At 68.2% G+C, this 20,606-nt stretch carries 25 protein-coding genes and 1 tRNA gene; 12 read left to right on the top strand and 14 right to left on the bottom strand.

What is annotated here, in order from left to right; translation table 11 throughout:
- Positions 1–40: 40 nt before the first annotated feature.
- Positions 41–520: a GAF domain-containing protein gene (locus UK23_RS12520; RefSeq protein ID WP_052684600.1), complete on the top strand. Its 480-nt coding sequence runs from the start codon at positions 41–43 to the stop codon at positions 518–520.
- A gap of 3 nt (positions 521–523) precedes the next feature.
- Here UK23_RS12520 and UK23_RS12515 read toward each other — a convergent pair whose 3' ends face one another.
- Positions 524–748 carry a hypothetical protein gene (locus UK23_RS12515; RefSeq protein ID WP_156213052.1) on the bottom strand — a complete coding sequence of 75 codons (225 nt, stop codon included), beginning with the start codon at positions 746–748 and terminating at the stop codon, positions 524–526.
- 359 nt (positions 749–1,107) lie between these two features.
- Here UK23_RS12515 and UK23_RS12510 point away from each other — a divergent pair, with 359 nt between their 5' ends.
- Positions 1,108–2,052: a DMT family transporter gene (locus UK23_RS12510; protein ID WP_045311620.1), complete on the top strand. Its 945-nt coding sequence runs from the start codon at positions 1,108–1,110 to the stop codon at positions 2,050–2,052.
- 111 nt (positions 2,053–2,163) lie between these two features.
- On the opposite strand, the gene UK23_RS12505 is transcribed toward UK23_RS12510, so the two are convergent.
- A tRNA-Pro gene (locus tag UK23_RS12505) sits at positions 2,164–2,237 on the bottom strand.
- Positions 2,238–2,256: 19 nt separating this feature from the next.
- On the bottom strand, positions 2,257–3,210 hold the full coding sequence (locus tag UK23_RS12500) for a metallophosphoesterase (protein WP_045311619.1): 954 nt from the start codon (positions 3,208–3,210) through the stop codon (positions 2,257–2,259).
- Positions 3,211–3,278: 68 nt separating this feature from the next.
- Here UK23_RS12500 and UK23_RS12495 point away from each other — a divergent pair, with 68 nt between their 5' ends.
- A complete protein-coding gene (locus UK23_RS12495; protein WP_045311618.1) occupies positions 3,279–3,749 on the top strand; it encodes a GatB/YqeY domain-containing protein in 471 nt (156 codons plus the stop codon).
- A 39-nt stretch (positions 3,750–3,788) separates the two neighbouring features.
- On the opposite strand, the gene UK23_RS12490 is transcribed toward UK23_RS12495, so the two are convergent.
- On the bottom strand, positions 3,789–4,496 hold the full coding sequence (locus tag UK23_RS12490) for a haloacid dehalogenase type II (protein ID WP_045311617.1): 708 nt from the start codon (positions 4,494–4,496) through the stop codon (positions 3,789–3,791).
- A gap of 53 nt (positions 4,497–4,549) precedes the next feature.
- On the opposite strand from UK23_RS12490, the gene UK23_RS48560 reads away from it, so the two are divergent.
- Complete coding sequence (locus UK23_RS48560; protein WP_052684599.1) at positions 4,550–5,197, top strand: GntR family transcriptional regulator; 648 nt, start codon at positions 4,550–4,552, stop codon at positions 5,195–5,197.
- Between the two features lie 102 nt (positions 5,198–5,299).
- On the opposite strand, the gene UK23_RS12480 is transcribed toward UK23_RS48560, so the two are convergent.
- Entirely contained in the window at positions 5,300–7,753 is a 2,454-nt protein-coding gene (locus UK23_RS12480) for a penicillin-binding protein (RefSeq protein WP_045311616.1), read from the bottom strand.
- A 237-nt stretch (positions 7,754–7,990) separates the two neighbouring features.
- Between UK23_RS12480 and UK23_RS12475 the strand changes: the two genes are divergently transcribed.
- Positions 7,991–8,281: a WhiB family transcriptional regulator gene (locus tag UK23_RS12475; RefSeq protein WP_045311615.1), complete on the top strand. Its 291-nt coding sequence runs from the start codon at positions 7,991–7,993 to the stop codon at positions 8,279–8,281.
- A 3-nt stretch (positions 8,282–8,284) separates the two neighbouring features.
- Here UK23_RS12475 and UK23_RS12470 read toward each other — a convergent pair whose 3' ends face one another.
- From UK23_RS12470 to UK23_RS12460, 3 genes are read right to left on the bottom strand one after another with little or no spacing between them, the layout of a single operon-like run.
- Positions 8,285–9,412, bottom strand: a complete 1,128-nt coding sequence (locus tag UK23_RS12470; protein ID WP_045311614.1) for an ArsA family ATPase — start codon at positions 9,410–9,412, stop codon at positions 8,285–8,287.
- Entirely contained in the window at positions 9,409–10,401 is a 993-nt protein-coding gene (locus UK23_RS12465; RefSeq protein ID WP_045311613.1) for an ArsA-related P-loop ATPase, read from the bottom strand. The genes UK23_RS12470 and UK23_RS12465 overlap by 4 nt, the downstream gene beginning before the upstream one ends.
- 44 nt (positions 10,402–10,445) lie before the next feature.
- Entirely contained in the window at positions 10,446–10,697 is a 252-nt protein-coding gene (locus UK23_RS12460; protein WP_045311612.1) for a hypothetical protein, read from the bottom strand.
- A gap of 68 nt (positions 10,698–10,765) precedes the next feature.
- On the opposite strand from UK23_RS12460, the gene UK23_RS51465 reads away from it, so the two are divergent.
- The 4 genes from UK23_RS51465 to UK23_RS12445 are packed head-to-tail and all read left to right on the top strand — an operon-like array spanning position 10,766 to position 13,140.
- Entirely contained in the window at positions 10,766–10,921 is a 156-nt protein-coding gene (locus UK23_RS51465) for a DUF4177 domain-containing protein (protein ID WP_156213051.1), read from the top strand.
- Entirely contained in the window at positions 10,918–11,373 is a 456-nt protein-coding gene (locus UK23_RS12455) for a RidA family protein (RefSeq protein ID WP_045311611.1), read from the top strand. Before UK23_RS51465 ends, UK23_RS12455 begins: the two co-directional genes overlap by 4 nt.
- A 1-nt stretch (position 11,374) precedes the next feature.
- On the top strand, positions 11,375–11,977 hold the full coding sequence (locus tag UK23_RS12450) for a hypothetical protein (RefSeq protein WP_045311610.1): 603 nt from the start codon (positions 11,375–11,377) through the stop codon (positions 11,975–11,977).
- A gap of 11 nt (positions 11,978–11,988) precedes the next feature.
- Positions 11,989–13,140 (top strand): hypothetical protein, encoded by a 1,152-nt coding sequence (locus UK23_RS12445; RefSeq protein ID WP_052684598.1) that lies wholly within the window; start codon positions 11,989–11,991, stop codon positions 13,138–13,140.
- Here UK23_RS12445 and UK23_RS12440 read toward each other — a convergent pair.
- Both UK23_RS12440 and UK23_RS12435 read right to left on the bottom strand, forming a co-directional pair.
- Complete coding sequence (locus tag UK23_RS12440; protein ID WP_231114473.1) at positions 13,134–13,940, bottom strand: MBL fold metallo-hydrolase; 807 nt, start codon at positions 13,938–13,940, stop codon at positions 13,134–13,136. The two genes, UK23_RS12445 and UK23_RS12440, sit on opposite strands and share 7 nt — an antisense overlap.
- Positions 13,937–14,731 carry an NUDIX hydrolase gene (locus UK23_RS12435; RefSeq protein WP_045311609.1) on the bottom strand — a complete coding sequence of 265 codons (795 nt, stop codon included), beginning with the start codon at positions 14,729–14,731 and terminating at the stop codon, positions 13,937–13,939. Before UK23_RS12435 ends, UK23_RS12440 begins: the two co-directional genes overlap by 4 nt.
- A 39-nt stretch (positions 14,732–14,770) precedes the next feature.
- Here UK23_RS12435 and UK23_RS12430 point away from each other — a divergent pair, with 39 nt between their 5' ends.
- Together UK23_RS12430 and UK23_RS12425 are read left to right on the top strand one after the other, a co-directional pair.
- Complete coding sequence (locus UK23_RS12430) at positions 14,771–15,127, top strand: hypothetical protein (protein ID WP_045311608.1); 357 nt, start codon at positions 14,771–14,773, stop codon at positions 15,125–15,127.
- A 14-nt stretch (positions 15,128–15,141) separates the two neighbouring features.
- Positions 15,142–16,032 (top strand): Gfo/Idh/MocA family protein, encoded by an 891-nt coding sequence (locus tag UK23_RS12425; RefSeq protein ID WP_082114599.1) that lies wholly within the window; start codon positions 15,142–15,144, stop codon positions 16,030–16,032.
- Here the strand turns inward: UK23_RS12425 and UK23_RS12420 are convergent.
- Positions 16,029–16,451: an HIT family protein gene (locus UK23_RS12420; RefSeq protein WP_156213050.1), complete on the bottom strand. Its 423-nt coding sequence runs from the start codon at positions 16,449–16,451 to the stop codon at positions 16,029–16,031. The two genes, UK23_RS12425 and UK23_RS12420, sit on opposite strands and share 4 nt — an antisense overlap.
- A 57-nt stretch (positions 16,452–16,508) precedes the next feature.
- Here UK23_RS12420 and dnaN point away from each other — a divergent pair, with 57 nt between their 5' ends.
- Positions 16,509–17,600 carry a DNA polymerase III subunit beta gene (dnaN, locus tag UK23_RS12415; RefSeq protein ID WP_045311607.1) on the top strand — a complete coding sequence of 364 codons (1,092 nt, stop codon included), beginning with the start codon at positions 16,509–16,511 and terminating at the stop codon, positions 17,598–17,600.
- A 97-nt stretch (positions 17,601–17,697) separates the two neighbouring features.
- Here the strand turns inward: dnaN and UK23_RS12410 are convergent, their stop codons facing one another.
- The 3 genes from UK23_RS12410 to UK23_RS12400 all read right to left on the bottom strand — a co-directional run bounded on the left by UK23_RS12410 (position 17,698) and on the right by UK23_RS12400 (position 20,557).
- Positions 17,698–18,954 carry an MFS transporter gene (locus UK23_RS12410; protein WP_045311606.1) on the bottom strand — a complete coding sequence of 419 codons (1,257 nt, stop codon included), beginning with the start codon at positions 18,952–18,954 and terminating at the stop codon, positions 17,698–17,700.
- A 481-nt stretch (positions 18,955–19,435) separates the two neighbouring features.
- Positions 19,436–20,110, bottom strand: a complete 675-nt coding sequence (locus UK23_RS12405; RefSeq protein WP_030469453.1) for a Crp/Fnr family transcriptional regulator — start codon at positions 20,108–20,110, stop codon at positions 19,436–19,438.
- Between the two features lie 207 nt (positions 20,111–20,317).
- On the bottom strand, positions 20,318–20,557 hold the full coding sequence (locus UK23_RS12400) for a hypothetical protein (RefSeq protein ID WP_045311605.1): 240 nt from the start codon (positions 20,555–20,557) through the stop codon (positions 20,318–20,320).
- Positions 20,558–20,606 lie beyond the last annotated feature (49 nt).

Here is a 20,606-nt window from a genome sequence, read left to right as displayed (position 1 = left end):
TCTACTAGGTCCACGGCCTGGCGGGAGTTAACGTTGATGCATGTCCGACACGATGGAACGCCTCGCCGGGGCTGCCACGTTGGAGGAAGTGCAACGGATCGTCCGCACCACGGCCCGTTCCTCGCTGGCTGCTCACGGCGCCACGTTGGTGCTGCTGGATGGCGATCTCTGCTACTACGCGGACGAGGACTCGATGAGCCCTCTCTGGAAGGGCCAGCGCTTCCCCGCGGTGAACTGCATCAGCGGCTGGGCGATGATCAATCGCCAAACCGTGGCGATCAGGGACATTCGCTTCGACGCGAGGATTCCTCAAGAAGCGTATCGCCCGACATTCGTCCGAAGCCTGCTGATGGCTCCGATTCTGCGCCCCGAACCAATCGGCGCGATTGGCTGCTACTGGGCCGTGCCGCACACCGCCACGCCCGCCGAGACCGAGACTCTGGAGACGCTGGCCCTCGAAGCCGGCGCCGCACTGGAACGCTTCCCGGAGGGCCTGCCCGCGCGGGGCTTCTTCAGCTAGATGTTATTGCCGGCCGAGCTCTTCCTCGAAGATCTGGTCGACCTGCTTGCCTGCCCGCGACAACGCCTTGACCGCGGTCACCACGACGACGAACGCGCCCGCCACCGCGGCCGCGACCCACACCGACGTGAGCATGTAGACGATGGCAAGCGCCTGAAGCACCACAATGGACTTGGCGGCTAGGACGATCCACGACCTATGGACAGGCTTGGCGGCGGCGGAATCCATCACAAGCATCTCCCGACTTTTTCAACGAGTGCCGAACCACTGCCTTCGTCGTTTGGATCAAGACAGCCGTTACGCACCGTGAGTTGAACCGTCAACCTTCACTCGTAAGGGTTAACGCTACGTGCACGTTCCGTATAGTTTGGTGCGGAACGGTGGCGCTGCGTCATGCAAACACGGTGACCGCTACGGCCGCTCGTGTCGAGCTACACCACACGATCGGGTGGTATTAGCGAACGGCAGTGACCTTTCGCGTGAATGTCGCCGCCATTCGACCCTGGCCGGATCGTGGTGCGTCCACTCATGAGCCTCATGGCCGATTGCCGCCAGCGCACCGGGTCCCGCACCGCCACCCTGATCGCATGCTCGACCGAACACGCCCCGGGATCGCGCCCAGCGTGCCCGCCAAGCCTCCACACCAGCCAGCTCGATCCGCACGGGTGGTGAGCCAGTTCGTGCTGCTCGCGATCGCCTGGGGATCGAGTTTCCTGCTCATCAAGCTCGGTCTGCAGGGCCTGACCCCGCTGCAGGTGGTCGCGGGCCGCCTGAGCACCGGCGCTCTCGCCCTCGGCGTCGTCACCGTTCTAAGCCGCCAACGCCTGCCGCGCGAGCCGGTCGTGTGGGCACACCTGGCCGTGGTCGCGGTGGTGTTGTGCGTCGTCCCGTTCACCCTGTTCGCCTGGGCCGAACAACACATCGACTCCGGACTGGCCAGCATCTACAACGCCACCACTCCGCTGATGACCGCCCTCGTCGCGCTCGCCGTCCTCCCGGCTGAGCGACCCACGCGCACCAAGCTCATCGGGCTCGCCGTCGGCTTCCTCGGCGTCCTGATCGTGCTCGCCCCCTGGCGGATCCTGCTCGGTGGCGGCGTCGTGGCCCAGCTGGCCTGTCTGCTCGCGACCCTCAGCTACGGCCTGGCTTTCGTGTACTTGCGCCGGTTCGTGTCCCCGCGTGGTCTGAACGCGGTCCCGGTCGCCACCGTCCAGGTCGGCCTGGCCGCGACGATCATGCTCGTCCTGGCCCCTGCCTGGATCGCCACCCCCGGCGCCTTGAGCTGGGTCGTCCTCGCCGCCGTGGGTGTCCTGGGCATCGTCGGGACCGGGCTGGCCTACGTGTGGAACACCAACGTCGTCGCCGGCTGGGGCGCGACCAGTGCCTCCACCGTGACCTACCTCGCCCCCGTGGTCGGTGTCGTCCTCGGCGTCGTCGTCCTCGGCGAAGCGCTGCACTGGAACGAACCCCTGGGAGGAGCCGTCATCATCGCCGGCGTCGTCCTGGCCCAACGCCGCCCGGCGCACCGATGACCGGGAGTTGTTCTTCCCAATTTCTCCCACAACTGCCCGGAAAGGCCATAAAACACAAATCAGCCCCTGTCCACATTGGATGCGAACAGGGGCTGACCTGTGTTATTTCAATCGGGGTGACAGGATTTGAACCTGCGACCTCTTCGTCCCGAACGAAGCGCGCTACCAAGCTGCGCCACACCCCGGCTGGGAACGAGTAGAACTCTACATCATGTCCGCCCCAGCTCCGAATCGGACCCCCTCATTTCGCCCCTGACCAGGCGTGACGGGCCGCGGAACCAGCGTCAGCAGGGAAGCCTCCGGAGGGCAGCAGAACCGCACCGGCGCGTACGGCGAAGTGCCCATCCCGGCGGAAACGTTCATCCACATGTGCGAGCCCCACCGCGAAACCCCGCGCGCACGGCCGCGGTCCAGTTCGCAGTTGGTCACCAGAGCGCCGTAGAAAGGCACGCGCAGCTGTCCGCCGTGGGTGTGCCCGGCCATCACGAAGTCGTAGCCGTCCGCGGCGAAGGGATCCAGCACGCGCGGCTCCGGCGAGTGCGTGACGCCCAGCCGCAAGGCCGCCGAAGGGTCCGGCTCACCGGCGATGTCGGCGTAGCGGTCGCGCTTCAGGTGCGGGTCGTCCAGGCCGGCGGCGAAGATCGTCTGACCACCGACGTCAATCGACCGGCGCACGTGGGTCAGGTCCAGCCAGCCGCGCTCGATCATGCCCGCGCGGAGGTCGCGCCACGGCAGCGTCACGCCGTGGATGCGCTTGGTCTTGGCGGACGGCAGCAGGTAGCGCACCGGGTTCTTCAGCCGCGGCGCGTAGTAGTCGTTGCTGCCGAACACGAACACGCCCGGCTTGTCGAGCAACGGGCCGAGCGCGCGCAGTACGCCAGGGACGGCGTCCTTGTGCGCGAGGTTGTCGCCCGTGTTGACCACGAAGTCCGGGTTCAGGTCGGCCAGGGAGGCGACCCAGCGCTGCTTCGACACCTGGTTCGGCGTCATGTGCAGGTCTGAGATGTGCAGCACACGGATCGGGCGCGCGCCGGGGGACAGGACCGGCACTGTGGCTGTGCGCAGGGTCCAGTGCCTTCTCTCGATTCCCGCCGCGTACGCGACGGTTGCGGCGCCTAGAGCGGTCGTGGCGAGGAGGGCTCGGCCGAGCTTGTTCACGTGTCAAGGGTACGGAAGGCGGTTAACTCGATCGGCGCGGCATCCTGCGGGCGGTACCGTTCTGCGCCATGGCGGAGTTGAAGGCGCGGCTGAAGAACGACCTGACTGTGGCGATGAAAGCCAGGGAGACGGTCACGGCCGGTGCGTTGCGCATGGCGCTCACGGCGGTCACCAACGAAGAGGTCTCGGGCAAGCAGGCCCGCGAGCTGAGTGACGACGAGGTCGTGAAGGTGCTCGCTCGCGAGGCGAAGAAGCGCAAGGAGGCCGCGGAGGCCTTCGACGGTGCCGGCCGGGCCGAGAAGGCCGACCTGGAGCGCCAGGAGCTCGCCGTGCTGGAGGTCTACCTCCCCAAGCAGCTCGACGACGCCGAGCTGGCGTCCATTGTGGACAAGGCTTACGCCGCCGTCGCCGAGCAGCTCGGTGAGGCGCCGGGCCAGAAGCAGATGGGCCAGGTCATGAAGGCCGTCAACGCCGAGGTCGCGGGGCGCGCCGAGGGCGGCCGGGTGGCCGCCGCGGTGAAGTCCAAGCTCACGAACTGACGTTGTGCCGCAGCGGCGAAACCGCTGCGGCACCCACAGTTAGACCACTGCGTCCGCGAACTCGCGCATCGACCCGAACTCCAGGTCGTAGCTGAAGTCACCGGCCGGCTGCGGCGTCGCGCCCCAGCCGGGCTTGTCGCGCCGCCGGTTGATCCACACGGACGGCAGTCCCTCACGACGGGCCGGAACGTGGTCGTGGAACAGGCTCTGCGCCACGTGCAGCAGCCCCGAACGCTCGATGCCCAACGAGTCGAGCGTCGCGTCCAGCGCCCGGAAGTGGTTCTCCGCGGGCTTGTACCCGCCGACGTCCTCCGCCGTGATGATCGCCGCGAAGTCGCCGCGCAGATGCCGGTTGCTGCCCGCGAACCCGTCCCGGTGCACATTGGACAGAATGATCAGCTGGTAGCGGGAAGCCAAGCGCGCCAACGCATCCGCCGAGTCGGGGAACGCGGGCCAGTCCGGTACGGACGCACCGAGCCGCGCGGCCCACTCCGGGCTCACCGAGCGCCCCAGCTCCGCACCGGTCCGCCGGAACGCCTCCGCGAGCACGTCCGGGTACAGCCGGAATGGTGTCTCCGCCTCCACGGCCGCTTCGTGCGAGCTGTACGCGAGCAGCAACTCCTCGTCGGACAGCGAGAGCCCCTCGGAGCGCGCCCAAGGCGAGAGCACCGCGGCGAGACCGCTCTCCCAGTCGATGAGCGTGCCGTAGCAATCGAAGCTGAGCGCCTGGAACTTGGTGAGGTCCATGAGAACGAACTGTAGTACAGTTCAACTGTAGGGCAACCGGTTAAACTGGCCACATGTCAGCCCTCGACGGCCTCGAAGTGCGCCGTACCACCACGGCGCAGCAGCTCGCCGACGGCCTCTCCGAACGGATCATGGCCGGGGCTTTCGGCCCTGGTGACAGGCTCAGGGAGAGCGCGATCGCGGCCGAACTGGGCGTCGCGCGCAACACCATCCGCGAGGCCGTCCGCATCCTGGAGCTGACCGGTCTCGTGCGCTACGAGGTCAACCGCGGCGCCGTCGTCATCGCTCCGACGAAAGAGAACGTCGAGGCCCTCTACACCGCCCGCGAACGCCTCGAAACGGCCGCGGCGGCCCGCACACCGAGCTCAAAGCAGCTCGACGCGATCACCACAGCGTTCGATGAGCTGGTCAAGGCCACCAAGACCGGGGACACGGGCGAGATCGTCGACAAAGACCTCGTGTTCCACCAGAGGATCGTCGAACTGCTCGACAGCTCACGCCTCGACGAGTTCTTCGCCGGCCTGACCAAGGAGCTGCGCTTCTACCTCACCGTGCTCACCAAGGAGGAGAAGCCGGAGGAGGTCGTCGTCGAGCACCAGGTGATCCTCGACGCGATCAGATCCGGCGACCGCGACAAGGCGGTCGCCGAGATCCGAAACCACATCGACGCCAGCGTCCAGCGCCTCGAAGCCATGCTCTAGTGCTGCGACCGCCAACCTTCGCCGCGTCTTCGGCACTCAGCAGGGCGCCTCGCGGCACCGGTCTGAGCACCGAATACGGGGCAAAGGTTGACGGCCACAGCACTAACGAGGTTCGCCAGGCTCGGTCGGAATCGTGATCGGTGGCGGCTCGTTCGGGTTGCCGGGGTTGGGCGGCGGCTGGTTCGGGTTGCTGTTCGGCGGTTCCGTCGCCACCGGCGGCGGCACGTAACCGGAGCTCACCGAGAGCGTGATGATCGTGCCGCGCAACGCGTTGCCGCGCGGCGTCTGGCTCACGACCGTGCCCTTCGGCTGCTCGGAGTTGACCGTCTGCTGGCTCACCTTGTAGCCGGCCTGCTCCAGGATCCGGGTGGCGTCGTTGGCCTGCCGGCCCACCACGTCCGGAACCTGGATCTCCTTGCCGCCCTTGAGGTAGCGCGGCTCGACCGGGGGCAGGTTCGAGACCGGGATCGACCCGTGCACCTTCGTCATCGTGTCGAACCAGGTCTTCGCCGGGATCGTGCCGCCGAAGATGTTGCCGCCGCCGCACAGTCGCGGCTGGCCGGCACCGGCCAGGCAGATCGGGCGTGGCGAGGTGCCGTCGTTGAACGTCTGCACGGCGCCCGCGAAGTCCGGGGTCGCGCCGATGAACGCCGCCGACTTGTACTCCTCGGTGGTGCCCGTCTTGGCGATCATCGGGCGGGTCCACTTGGCGGCACGGGCGGCGGCCGCGGCGGTGCCGTTGCCCTGGTCGTCCTTGCTCATGCCGGTGGCGAGACCGTTCGCGAGACCCTCCGCCACGACCTGCTCGCACGGCGCCTCGTTGACCGGTACGGCCTTCTGGTTGCGGTCGAGCACCTTGGCGATGGGCGTCGGCGGGCACCACTTGCCGCCGCTCACGATGGTCGCGGCGACGTTCGCGAGCTCCAGAGTGGACACCGGCGCCGGCGACAGCGTGAAGGAGGCGTTGCCGCCGTTCTGCTTGTAGAACTCGGTCTGCGAGATGCGGTTCTGCTTGTCCTTGGCCTTCGGGTCCGGCCGGGTGCCCTGGAGGTTCGTCGCCATCGTCTCGCGCATGCCCAGGCGCGAGGCCATGTCGACGACCGCGTCCATGCCGGTCTGCTCCTCGAGGATCACGAAGCCGGTGTTCGGCGAGGTCGCGAGCGCCTGCTGCAGCGACATCGACGACGGGTAGCTGCCGTCGAAGTTCGACAGGCAGTACCAGCGGGTGCCGGGCTCGCCGGTGCTCGGGCAGCGCTGCGCACCACCCTTGAAGACCTTGGAGACGTGGTGGGTGGGCGTCGCCATGACGTTCTCGATGCCCATGCCCTTCTCCAGCGCCGCCGCGGCCGTGAAGACCTTGTAGACCGAACCCGCGCCGAACTTGTTCTCCACACCGCTGGGCAGGTCGAACGTCGTCTGGTTCTGGTCCGCCTTCAGGCCGTAGTCGCGGTTCGCGACCAGCGCCAGCACCTCGTGGCGCTCCTTGCCGGGCCTCACGACGGCCATCGTGTTCGCGATGCCGTCGTTGTTCTTGGCCACGCCCGCCTCGGCAGCCGCCTTCGCCTGCGAGGTGACCGTTCTGTCCAAAGTGGTCTGAATGGTGTAACCGCCGGTGCGCAGCTGCTCCTCGCTGAAACCCGCACGCTGCAAGTAGTTCACGACGTACGAGCAGAAGAAACCGTTTTCCGGACCGGCGCCGACACAACCGTTCGGAGGCGTGCGAACCGGGTTCTGCAGTCCCAGTCCTTCCTTCTTCGCGGCCTCACCGGCATCGCGCGAGAGCTTGTCGTTCTCGACCATCCTGTCGATCACTTTGTTGCGCCGCTCCAGCGCTTTGTCCGGATACGCTTCGGGGTCGAGTGCTGACGGGCTGTTCACCATTCCGGCGAGCATCGCCGCCTGAGGAACCGTCAACTTGTCGGGAGTCGTGCCGAAGTAAGCCTGCGACGCCGCCGCGATGCCGTAAATCGTCGATCCGAATGGAACGACGTTCAGGTAGCGGGCGAGGATCTCCTCCTTGCCGAGCTTTCGCTCCAGCTGCAAGGAGATCCGGGCCTCGCGCATCTTGCGCGCGATGGTCTGCTCCTGCGCCTTGGCCTGCTCCAGCTTGTTGTTCCGCGCCACGACGTGGACCAGGTAGTTCTTGACGTACTGCTGGGTCAGGGTGGACGCGCCCTGCGACACCGAGCCGCTGACCTGGTTCGTCAGCCCGGCGCGGATGGTGCCCTTCCAGTCCACGCCCTGGTGCTCGTAGAACCGGCGGTCCTCGACCGAGATCAGCGCCGCCTTCATGGTCGGCGAGATCTTCTCGGGCGGTGTCAGGACTCTGTACTGGTCGAACAGGTACGCGATCGGCAGCCCGTCCTTGTCGGTGACCGTGGTGATCAACGGAGGATCCGTGGTCACGAGGTCTGCGGAGATGCTGTCCACGGTGTCGCTGGCGCGGTTGGACACCAGGCCTGTCGCACCCACGACGGGGAACAGCATGCCGGCGAGGAGAACCCCAGCCAGCAGGCACAGGCCGAGCATCTTGAGCACGCCATTCCTGACTCGCACGCGGGTCAGCGTACGCCGTACACGAACGGGTGAAGGTGATCAGTAAGGGCCGTTACTCAGCATGAGTAGACATACGCAAGACAGGTAACAACTCGGTGGCCCAGGGTTGGACGTGGAACCGAACGGCACTACAGTCCGTCAACGTCCAAGGAATGCAGCCGTGGCTCGAACGCTACGGCATCCGTGGCAGGGGTGTGGCGGATTTCCACATTTGGACAGCACTGAGGAGTGGGGGATATGAACCAGGGGGATTGGCGTATCAACGCTTCGTGCCGAGATGAGGAGCCGGATCAGCTCTTCGTCCGAGGTGCGGAGCAGCGCAAGGCGAAGCTCGTGTGCCTGGGTTGCCCAGTGCGCATGGAATGCCTGGCCGAAGCGCTGGACAACAAGATCGAGTTCGGGGTCTGGGGAGGCATGACCGAGCGCGAACGCCGTGCTCTGCTGCGCCGCCGTCCGGACGTCGACTCGTGGTTCGAGCTGCTCGACAACGCACGTCAAGAGCACCTCGAAGACACCCGAGTCGGGTAACGGTTACTCCCCGGCGAGGCGCCGGCCTATCTCTCGGAGGCCGTCAAGGTCGTGCACGTCCGCGGGCAACGCGGGCACGCCGACCAGCGCAACACCGGGGTGAGCACGTGTGAACCGGGCCAGCAGTCGCCTTTCCCGATCGGCGACTGCTACCCGGTCCGCATGCAGCCTGAGCACTGCCGCAGCGAGCGGCGCGTCACCGGTGCGGTCCAGATCGTCCGCCGCGGTGAGCGCGTTGGCCGCGGGCAGGTCCGTCGCGATGACGGGGTGAGTCCTGTTCGCGACGAGCCCGCACAACGGCATGTTCTCCGCGCTGAGCCGCTCAACGAAATAGCTCGCCTCGCGCAATGCGTCCGGTTCCGCCGCCGCCACCACGACAAATCCGGTGCCCGGTGAGCGGAGCAGCTCGTACGTGCGCTGGGCGCGTTCGCGGAATCCGCCGAACATGCTGTCGAACGCCTGGACGAAAGTTGACGCGTCCTGCAACAGCTGGCCGCCGACGATCGTCGACACCGCGCGTGTGAAAAGGCTGAAACCGGTTCCGACGATCTTGAGCAGCCCTCGGCCGCTCGCCCGCGCGGGAGCCGAGAGCATGCGGATGAACCTGCCGTCGAGCACCGTCGACAACCGCTGCGGCGCGTCCAGGAAGTCGAGCGCCGATCGCGACGGCGGGGTGTCGACGATGATCAGGTCCCACTCGTCCTGCGCCACCAGCTGGCCCAGCTTCTCCATCGCCATGTACTCCTGCGTGCCGGAGAACGACGAGGAAATGGTCTGGTAGAAGGGGTTCGACAGGATCTGGTCGGCCCGGTCGCGGCCCGCGTGGGTCAGCACCATGTCGTCGAACGTGCGACGCATGTCCAGCATCATCGCGAACAGCTCGCCCTTGGGCTCGAAGCCCTCGACGACGACTTCGCGCGGATGGTTGTCCAGTTCTCGCAGGCCCAGCGACTGCGCGAGCCTGCGGGCCGGGTCGATGGTCAGCACGACGACGCGCCGGCCCCGTTCGGCCGCCCGCAACGCCAGCGCCGCCGCCGTCGTGGTCTTGCCGACGCCACCGGATCCGCAGCAGACCAGCACTCGGGTCGCCGGGTCGTCGAGCAGCGGGTCGAAGTCGAGCTTCTCGGTCACCGCACACCCGCCGCGACCAGCACCTCGGCCAGCTCGTACAGCGCTGCCACGTCCACCCCGTCGGTCAGTTCCGGCAGTTCGAGGGTCGGCAGGTCCGACTCGCTGAGCAGGTCCATCGCCTGCTGTTGTGACTGCACCCTGATGGCGTGCTCCACGGTCTCGTCGACCAAACCTTCGAGCGTGAACTCGTCGAGATCGAGCCCAGCGGCTTTCAGCCCGGCGAGCACGCGGGACGAGTCGACCCTGCCCTCGGCGGCGACCGGGACGGAACGGGCGGGCAGCCGCGCCGGGTGGACCCGGTTGACCAGCACCGCGCCCGGCCGCAGATCCGCGCCGTCCAGCTCGGAGACCGCGTCCAGGGTCTCGCGCACCGGCATCTCCTCCAGCAGCGCCACCAGGTGCACCGCGGTGTCGCCGGAGTGCAGCAACCGCACCACGCCGTCGCTCTGCCCCTTGATCGGACCGACCTTCGCGAGGTCGGCCATGGCCTTCGTGACGTCCAGGAACTTGACCACGCGCCCGGTCGGCGGCGCGTCCAGCACCACCGCGTCGTAGAGGTGGCGGCCGTCCTTGCCGGTGCGGTTGACGCACTCCTTGACCTTGCCGGTCAGCAACACGTCACGCAGACCGGGAGCGAGCGTCGTGGCGAACTCGATCGCGCCCATCTTGCGCAGCGTCCGGCCCGCGAAGCCCAGGTTGTAGAACATCGCCAGGTACTCGAGCAGCGCGGCCTCGGCGTCGATCGCGAGCGCGTGGACCTCACCGCCGCCAGGAGCGGACGCGATCCGTTCCTCGGAGTACGGCAGCGGGGCGCGGTCGAAGAGCTGGGCGATGCCCTGCCGGCCCTCGACCTCGATCAACAGCACCCGGCGGCCTCCGGTGGCGAGCGCCAGGGCGAGCGCGGCGGCGATCGTGGTCTTCCCGGTGCCACCCTTGCCGGAGACCACGTGCAGGCGGGCTCGGGTCAGCTCCTCGGTCCACGACGTCACACGTCCAGACTAGGTGTGAAATCGGTCGAAGGTGGACTGGTCGGTCAATCCATCATGGTGAGGAAGAAGACGGCCATCGCGGTTGCGGCGACCAACGCCCAGGCGACGACGGACGGCAGCCACAGCGCGATGCTGAGCGTGATCACGGCCACGACCACCAGACCGATCAGCCCGGCCTTGACGACGTCCGCGTGGTGACTGTGCTTGCGATCACGTACCTGGGCCATGGCGACGAGCACCATCACCAGCCCACCCACCCCGAACAGGCTGGTAGCGATGATCCGCCACGTCTCCATGTGATCAAGGTAGTCCGAACGGCCGGAACCACGCATAGGTCGTTCGGGTGGCAAGTTAGGCTCCGCGCATGACGAAGTGGGAGTACGCGACCGTGCCGTTGTTGATCCACGCCACGAAGCAGATCCTCGACCAGTGGGGCGAGGACGGCTGGGAGCTGGTCACCGTGCTGACGAACCCGACCGGCGAGCAGCACGTCGCGTACCTGAAGCGGGCGAAGGCATGAGCACCTGGAGCACCCGCCTGAAGGAGCTCGGCATCGAGCTGCCCGGCGTCGCCGCCCCGCTCGCCGCCTACGTGCCGGCCACGCAAAGCGGTTCCTGGGTCTTCACCTCGGGTCAGCTGCCGTTCGTCGACGGCAAGCTGCCCGCCACCGGCAAGGTCGGCGCCGAGGTCTCCCCGGAGGAGGCCAAGCAGTACGCCGCGACCTGCATCCTCAACGCTCTCGCCGCGGTCCACGCGCTCGTGGGGATTGACTCGATCAAGCGAGTCGTGAAAGTTGTCGGTTTCGTAGCCTCCGCCGAGGGCTTCACCGGCCAGCCGGGTGTCGTGAACGGCGCCTCGGAGCTGCTCGGCGAGATCTTCGGTGACGCGGGCAAGCACGCCCGGTCGGCCGTGGGGGTGGCCGAGCTGCCGATCGGCGCTCCGGTGGAGATCGAACTGATCGTCGAGGTGTGACATGTCGGACACGTGCCACGAACTGCTGCTGCGGCTCGCCGGACGCCTTCCGGACGACCTGCTGTGGCGGTACCGGGACTGGGCGGCTTCTGACGCGTATGCGGTGCTCGCGCGGTCTTTGCCGCGAACTCTGCTGCACGGACGCATCCCTCTGACTGATCATGAACTCCGCCTTTTGCAGGACGCGCTGGTGCCCTATGGGGCGGAACCCGGTGCTGTCAGTTCGGTCAAAGGGCTGGACGAACTGCCACCCACCGACTACACCTTTTCCCCGGAATCACCCGATCGGGTGCCGATGGGGGATTCCGCGACCGTCGTGCTCGGTGCCACGCTGCGAGGCCGGCACGGGGTCGGTGAGGTTCGCTCCTGCTGGCGCATCGGTCCCTCCGGGATCAACCGCGTCCTGCTGGTAGCCGCCACCACCGGCCACGCCCGGCTGACCGGCGAGTTGCAGCGCGTGCTGCGGGCATTGGGCGAACACGACCCCTGTGTGGAGGTCGTGCCGTCCGGTCTCGACCTGCCGCCCTATCACCGGGCGGCGCTGGCGGCATCGGAGCTGGTGTGCGCCGGCGCCGAGTCCGAGGAGCACCTGGTGCTCAGCTAAGGAGAGTTGACGTGACGAACGACGGTGTCGGCCTGCCGGTCCGTCTCCACGATCTCCTGCTGTCGATGGCCGGGCGCGTTGATGACGACGCCCTGTCTCAGGCACGAGAGTTCCTCGCCGTCGGAGAGCTCGACCGGGCGGTCGAGCTGCTCGTCGGCACTCTTCTCGCGGGCAGCATCCCGGTGCTGCCGGACGAGAGAGCAGCCATCACATGGGCGCTGCACGAGGTGCGTTCCGACGCGGCGCTGACCGACCGCCTGCCGGTCGTCGAGGTGCTGCCGTTCGTGCGCCACCGCTTCACCGCGGAGCACGACCCGGCCGCGGACCTCGAGGGCGTGCTGACCCGCGCGGTGTCTGTGCTGCCGGACATCCGCTCGGTGCGCTGCGTCTGGCGTTCGTCCCCGGCTGGCTCCACGCCGGGTCCGCTGCCGCAGCGCGTGGTGCTCGTGGACATCGGTCCGCAGGGCTTCGCGCCCGCGACCTCGTACCGAATCGACGCGGTGCTTCGGAAGGCGGGCATCCGTGCTTCCGTCGAGGTTCTGACCGTCGGCACGCAGCTCAGCGACTACCACGCCTCCGCGGTGACGGCGTCGCGTGCGGTGCCGATCTCGGGAGCGCCCGTCTCGGCTCCGCCTCCGCCGCCCAGCGCGCCGGCGATGGCCCACGAGCCGACCGCTGCCTGGTTCGACCAGTCAGAAGAACTTCCCGCTCCGGCGCCGGTGGCCGAGCCGACACCGGCGCCGGAGCCAGTGGAGGAGAAGACCGGCTCACGTCGCACCCGCACGAACAACACGACGGCGCTGGAGGGCTCTCAGCCGTTCCCGCCGAAGCCCGTGAAGCGGATCTCGATGGCCCCGGCCGAGCCGGAGATCGAGGCCCTGCCGGAGCCCATGCCGATCAACCGGGCCGAGGTGACCACGGAGCTGAAGCCGGACGAGCTGGCCGCCCTGCAGGCCGCGCTGGCCGAGACGCCGGAGCCGTCGTCCGTCGACGCGAACCTGAGCGAACGGGAGCGGGCCCTGCTGCAGCAGCTGCACGAGGAGCTGGCGCAGCGGGAGCAGACCGGGGCGAAGGCGACCGACACCGGTCGCTGGCAGATCGACCGGTCCTCGGCGCGTCAGTCGGCGTTCGGCACGTCCAACAACGGACACCAGCCTCAGTAGGTTCGCAGGTACTCCAGCTGGGCCCGCACGGACCACTCCGCGGCGGGCCACAGCACCCTGTCGACGTCCTTGTAGACGATCTCGACGACCTGGCGCGGGGTGGGCGTGCCGCCGAGGTGTTCGACGGCCTTGCGGACCTGTTCCAGGCGTTGGGTGCGGTGGGCCAGGTACATCCGCGCGGCCTCGCCGGCGTCCTTGAGTTCCGGTCCGTGGCCGGGCAGGACCGCGGTGTTCTCCGGGAGCTCGGCCAGCAGTTTGAGGGACTCGAAGTAGTCGCCGAGCTTGCCGTCCGGGTGGGCGACGATCGTGGTGCCGCGGCCCAGGACCGTGTCGCCGGTCAGCACCGCCTCGCCATCGATCACGAAGCACAGCGAGTCGCTGGTGTGGCCAGGAGTGCCGAGGACGCGCAGTTCCAGGCCCGCGCTGGTGATCACGTCGCCGTCCCGGAGTCCTTCCGACCCGTAGGTGAAGGTCGGGTCGAGCGCGCGCACCGGGGCGTTGACCAGTTCCCCGAACTCCTTTGCGCCCTCGGAGTGGTCGGGGTGGCCGTGGGTCAGCAGGATCTCGGCGATCCGGCCTTGTTCCGCGATCTTCTTGAGGTGTGCGTGGTCGAGCGGGCCCGGGTCGATGACGACGTACTCGCCTGCGTCCGGGGCTTTGAGCAGCCACGTGTTGGTGCCGTCGAGCGTCATCGGGCTCGGGTTGTCGGCCAGCAGCACGGCGGCGTGTTCGGTCACCTGACGAAGCTCGCCGTACCTCGGGTGCGCGGCACGGGCGCCGATCAGCGGGGAGCCGCTCACGGGAACACCACCCGGATCGTGTCGCCGTCGCGGATCAGCTTGGGGATGATCTTCTCGACGCTGCGTTGTTCGGCCATGACCTTCTCGACGCTGCCGAGCGCGCCGACCTCGTCGAGGGTGCGCCAGGTCGGCGGCATGAGCATGCGGCGGCCGTCCTGGGCGTCCTGGATGGCCTCGGCGGGCGTCTGCCAGCTCGCGTCGGACGCCTCGGTGGTCTCGCCGTCCGCGCGTTGGCCGGTCGGCAGTGCGGCGACGAAGAAGCGGGTGTCGTAGCGGCGGGGTTCTTCGAGCGGGGTCACCCAGTTCGCCCACGGGCGCAGGAGATCCGCGCGGAGCACGAGCTTTTCGTTCGCGAGGAACTGGGCGAGTGAAATTTCGCGGTCGACCAGGTGCTGACGGGCTGCGGAGTAGGCCTTCGTGTCCGCGACGACCGAGTTCTCGTCCGGGCCCGCGAGCAGGACGCCGGACTCCTCGAAGGTTTCCCGGACCGCCGCGCACACGAACGCGCGGGCCGTCGCGGGGTCGACGCCGAAGACCTCGCCCCACCACTGCGGCGGCGGTCCTGCCCAGGCGACGGATGTGTCGGCGTCACGTTGATCAACGCCACCACCGGGGAAGACGGTCATGCCGCCCGCGAACGCCATGCCCTTCACCCGGCGCAGCAGGAACGCTTCGAGGCCTTGGTCGCCGTCTCGCAGGAGCACCACGGTGACGGCATCGCGGGGCGCGGCGGGTTGAGCTGGTGGCTCGGCGGGTACCAGGTTTCCCGGCAAGGTCATGTCGTCGGGCATTCTCCGAGCGTACGACCGCGCTTACCCGAGGATGGTGTGATGGCGACGAACGTCTCCGGCTGCCTGGTGAAGATCCTGCTGTTCCTGCTCGGAGCGATCCTGGGCACCGGCATGACCGCGGTGGCCGGCGTGGTGATGTTCGTGCCGGACCGCACGACCGTGATCAGCGTCGAGCCGACCCCCACTGCACCCGGCGTGTACGTGAAGAAGGTCGAACGGCTCGTGGGCGGCACCTACTACGAGATCTGGCTGGGCCCTTCCGCAGACCGCGGCCACGTCGTGACGGTGCCCAACGGCTGGGAACACGACCCGGACCGCGAGGTCTCATCCGACGGCGTGCGCCTGAAGTTCGACAACGGGGGCGAGATCTTCGTGCCCAAGGCCAGTTACTCCTGAGGCAGGATGTGCGAGTGGACGAACAGCTGCGCGTAGGACTTGTCGGTGCGGGCCCGTGGGCCCAGATGATCCACGCTCCCGGTATCGCGAACCACCCCGGCACGACGCTGACCGGCGTGTGGGCGCGTCGTGGTGAGGCGGCGGCTTCGCTCGCTGCGGCTCATGGTGCGGAACCGTTCGAGGACTACGCCTCGATGCTGTCCACTGTGGACGCGGTGGCCTTCTGCGTGCCGCCGGACGTGCAGGGCCCGATGGCGATCGAGGCCGCGCGGGCCGGCAAGCACCTCGTGCTGGAGAAGCCGATCGCTTCGTCGGTCTCCGTCGCCGCCGAGCTGGTTTCGGCCGTGGAGGAAGCGGGTGTCGCGTCCCTGGTCGTGCTGACCCGCCGCTACGCCCCGGAGACCAAGGAGATGCTCGCCCAGCTGCACCGCACCGGCGGCTGGACCGGAGCCGACAGCCGCTGGCTCGCGGGCGCCCTGCTGGACGGCCCGTTCTCGAACTCGCCGTGGCGCCACGAGAAGGGCGCGCTGGACGACGTCGGCCCGCACGCGTTCGATCTGCTCGACGCGGCTCTCGGGGAGATCACCGACGTGATCGCGGCGCACGTGTCGGAGACCGGTTTGTGGCAGCTGATCCTGCAGCACGCAGGCGGCGCGACCAGCACCGTCTCGTTGTGCCTCTCGCTGCCGATGCAACCGCCCTTCGCCGATTTCACGATCTTCGGAACCAACGGCCACCGAACGCTGTCCAACCGTGACACCCCTGCTCTGGACTGCTTCACCAACCTGCTCGACGACTTCGTGGCCATGGTGCACAGCGGCACCACGACCCACGAGTGCGACGTGCGCCGCGGCCTGCACCTGCAACGGATCATCGATCTCGCCAGGCGCAAGGCCGGGGCCTAGAAGTACCTGCTCAGAACCGTGCTGAGTGCGCCGACGTCACCAGTCGGCGCTTCAGCCCAGTCCTCGTGCCACGCCAACGCTTCCGGCGTGCCCTGATGGCGGACGAACACGTGCTGGTGGAAGTGCGCCACCTGCCGCCCGGCCACGGCCGAGAACACGAACTCGGGAGCCAACTCCGCCCGCAGTCCCATCGCCACGAGCCGCACCGCCCGAGCCACCGCCTCGACTTCCGGGACCGTGAGTGAATCCAAAGTCGCCACATGCCGACGCGTCTCCACGAACAGATGTCCCAGCATCCCCACGGGCTGGTGCGAGACGACGACCAGCTCGGACGACCACACCACCGGTCCGACCAGCGGTCCAGAACCGCGGTGCTTGGCACAGATCAGACATCCGTCCGTCACCGGCTGAGACGACATGCTTGCGCTCCGTTCCGCCGTCCGAAATTGTCAGACCCTCTCGCTAGCGTCCCAGTCATGGACCTCACCGTCACGACAGCCGAGCTGGCCGGGGCCGCCGCCGAGGTGGCGCGGCTGTTGCCCGCCCGCGTGCTCGACCCGGTCCTGGCCGGGCTGCGCATCAAGGCCGGGACTCACGTCGAGGTCGCGGGCAGCGACCAGGAGCACGGCGTCCGGCTGACCGTGAACGCGACAGTCCACACCGAAGGCGAGGTGCTCGTGCCCGCGAAACCGCTGGCGGCGACCCTCCAGGCGCTGGACGACCCGCAGGTGCGGCTGAAAGTAGAAGGCCAGCGGCTGGCGATCCGCACACCGACGTCGAGGTTCGCGCTCCCGTTGCTGGACCTGAACGACCACCCCGGAATTCCGAACCTGCCGCCCAGGCAGGGCACCGTCGACGCCGGCCACCTCAAGACCATCGCGGCGGTGGCGGGCGCGGCGAGCAAGGACGACGCGTTGCCGATCTTCACCGGCATCCGGATCCAGTCGGACGCGCGGAAGCTGCACGTGATGGCCACAGATCGCTACCGCATGGCCTACGCCACGCTGCCGTGGGAACAAGAAGGTCAACTCGACCTGTTGGTACCGGCGAAGCCCCTCGTGGAAGCGGCCAGGCAGGCCACCGGCAGGGTCGCCCTGCACGCGAACGCCGACCGCATCGGCCTCACCTGGGACCACAACGAGATCTCCACCGCACTGCTGGCCGCTCCGTTCCCGGACGACCGGGCGCGCCGACTCCTGGAGGCAGTCATCGACAGCACGGTGCTCGTCGACGCGGACGCACTCGCCCGCGCCGTCCGCAGAGCCACGCCCTACGGCGGCCCGCACCAGGCGGTGACCATTCAGGTCGAGGACTCGGAACTCCGCGTCAAGGGCAGCGATCCGCAGCAGGGCGAGTCGGAGGAGTTCGTCAAGGCCACGGTCGAAGGCGACCGGCTGACCAAGACGTTCCAGGCCCGCTACCTCGCGGACGCGCTGAAGGCGTTCGCAGGCCGCCGGATCGAGTTGAAGATCCAGGACGGCCTGCGGTCCACCGTGCTCACCTCGACACCGGGCGAAGACGGCGTCGAACTGACCTACTTGGTCGTGCCAATGCGCTCAGTCGCTTGAGGCACGCGGGGCCCTTTCGTGCGCTCACACCGCACGCGGGGACCCCGCGTCCCCTTCCCCGCGTGCGCGGAGATGCCGCGTGTGCAACAAAAAGGGCTCAGCGGGCGGCGAGGTCCATCTCGGAGCGCGCCGGCAGCGGCTCCTCCGAGCGAGGCACGCCGCGGCGGACGGTGCCGCGCAGCAGCCACACGGCCGAAGCGATCAGCAGACCGGCCACACCGGAGGCGACGAACGCCGGGCGCGTGCCGAAGTGTTCGATCAGCTGGCCGGACAGGCCCTGGCCGATGGCGAGGCCGACGGTCACCGAGGTGATCACCCAGCCGAACGCCTCCGCGGCCATGCCGTTGGGCGTGACCTGCTCGATCGCCGCGGAGTGCGCGGTCGACTGCGGCGTGATCAACGTGCCGACGACGAACAACGCCAAGCCGAGGCCCACCAGCGAAGCGGGGATCGCCAGCAGCAGCGACAGCAGACCGAACCCGCCCAGCAGCACCGGCAGGCGCAGGTGCATCGGGCGCGGCCACGGGCGCATGCCGTAGAGCACGCCGAAGATCACCGAGCTGATCGACCACAGCGACAGCATCAGGCCGCCCATCGAGGCGTGGCCCGCGGCCTTCGCGAACGCCGGCACTGCCACCTCGACGAAACCGATCGTCACGCCGAAGCCCAGAGCAGCCAAGGCCACGGTCCGCATGCCGGGGTAGGCGAACGCACCGAGCAGCGGACGAGGCGTGGCAGCAACCGGACCCCAGGCACGCACGACGGGGTTGAAGGCGAACCACAGCGCACCGAAGACCATCATCACGGCCCCGACGACCACACCGGTGCCCGCCCACGGCGCCGCCAGCAGCAGACCGGCGAGACCCGGTCCGAGGATGAAGAAGACCTCCATGCTGATCGACTCGTAGGCGTAGGCCGCCATCCTCGTCGCGCCGGAAGGCACCATCCGCTCCCACAGCGCACGCGACGCCGAGCCCACCATCGGCTCAAAGGCGCCGACGCCGAGGGCCAGCGGAACCAGCACGAACACGGGAGCACCGGCCTCGACCGCGATCACCGACACGCTCACGAACAACGCGAACAGGCCGGTCACGAACATCAACGGGCGGGTGGGGCCGAAGCGGTCCATCAGCCGGCCCTGCACGACGGAGCCGAGAGCCACGCCCACCAGCGCCGCCGCCGAGACCATGCCGGCGACCGCGAACGAACCCGTCGCGCGCTCCACGTAGAGCAGCAGCGAGAGCCCGACCATCGCGATCGGGAGGCGGGCGAGCAGAGACGCGACCACGGGGCCGCGCATGCCGGGGGTCGTCAGAGCAGCGCGGTAGTCGGAGAGACGGGCAGAGTGGGACATGTGTACCAGTATGCCAAATCTGGTACGGAAGTACCAGGTCGGGTGCGCAGGGTCACCATGATTGCGATTGGGTCACGGGAATGGGATGACCGGGTGAAACATGCAACGAATCGGCCACTCATAGGGTCCTTGAGGGTGAAAGGGCTTGAGTGGTCGGGGTGGAGACGTGCGAAAGTTGACTCATCCACCGAGACCAACCTCTGGCTTGAGGGTCGGGGCCTGCGCGCCAGAGGGATGGAAGGCACGGTTCGTCGGGGGATGGGCCGTGCAGCACAAAGGACCGGTGCGCCACGTCGGGGGTGGCGCCCGGTCCTCTGTGTTTGGTCGCTGCTTCGCAGACTCCGTGCGAGTTCGCCGAGGAGCTGATCATCCGCCCGCCGCTTCGCCCTGAATTGGGCTTCGCCGAATCACGACGAAGAGGCGAACGGACGACCAGCGTGAACTCGCGAAGAACAAGCTCGCTCGCGTCTCCGGAAGTGCCTTAACGGGCCCGGCGAGCCAACCGCTCCGGGTCCAGGATCAGCACGCTCTTGCCTTCCAGTCGCAGCCAGCCGCGGTGCGCGAAGTCGGCCAGAGCCTTGTTCACGGTCTCGCGGGACGCGCCGACGAACTGGGCGATCTCCTCCTGCGTCAGGTCGTGCGTGACGCGGAGCAGACCGGCCTCCTGCGAGCCGAAGCGCTGCGCGAGCTGCAGCAACGCCTTGGCGACGCGGCCGGGCACGTCCGTGAAGATCAGGTCGGCCAGCATCGAGTTCGTCCGGCGCAGCCTGCGGGCCAGCGCCCGGAGAAGCTGCTCGGCGATCTCCGGCCGGTTGGTGATCCACTGCCGGAGCGCGGGGCGGTCCATGGACACCGCGCGCACCTCGGTCACCGTCGTCGCAGTCGACGTGCGGGGCCCGGGATCGAAAATGGACAGTTCGCCGAACATGTCGGAAGGTCCGAAGATCCCCAACAGGTTCTCGCGGCCGTCCGGCGACTTGCGGCCGATCTTCACCTTGCCGGACTGGATGATGTACAGGCGATCGCCCGGCTCACCCTCCGCGAAGATCACGTGGCCACGCGGGAACTCCACCGTCTCCAGGGTCTGCGCCAGTGCCTCTGCGGCCGCTGGGTCAACCCCCTGGAAGATGCCCGCTCGCGCCAGGGTCTCGTCCACCTCGTCCCTCCTAATCGACGCGACGGCACGCCTACCACCATCTTTGGTGGAGTCAGCGCCGTGCCGCCGATCACTGCGTTGCAGTCTAAGGGCTGTGTTGTGGATCGCCGCCCGGCTCGCCGTCTTACTAGGAACAACCCGACTGACTCGATCCAGAGCCCAACGAATCAGTTTACGCCATTCGGGTGGCTGCCAGCACAGGGGCCACTAGCGGACGCGCTTGCGCACACCACCGCGGCCGCGACGACGCAGGCGGAACAGCTCGAGGGCGCGACCGATGCCGTGTCCGTAGAGCGCCTTGACCTCATCAGGCCTGGCGGACTCCAGGAACTCCTCGACCTCGTTCTCCTGCACGGCGACGTGCCGGAGCTTCGCTTCGACGCGCTCCATGAAGAGCGCGAAGAACATGATCACGATCGGGACGACGATCACAAACCAGGCAGTCATGATGCTCCGCAGTGTGGCGCATGAGGGATTCGAGTACGCGTCTAGGGGG

This window comes from Lentzea aerocolonigenes (genome assembly GCF_000955955.1).
GTDB lineage: Bacteria > Actinomycetota > Actinomycetes > Mycobacteriales > Pseudonocardiaceae > Lentzea > Lentzea aerocolonigenes_A.
This window is presented reverse-complemented; position numbering and strand designations above follow the sequence as displayed.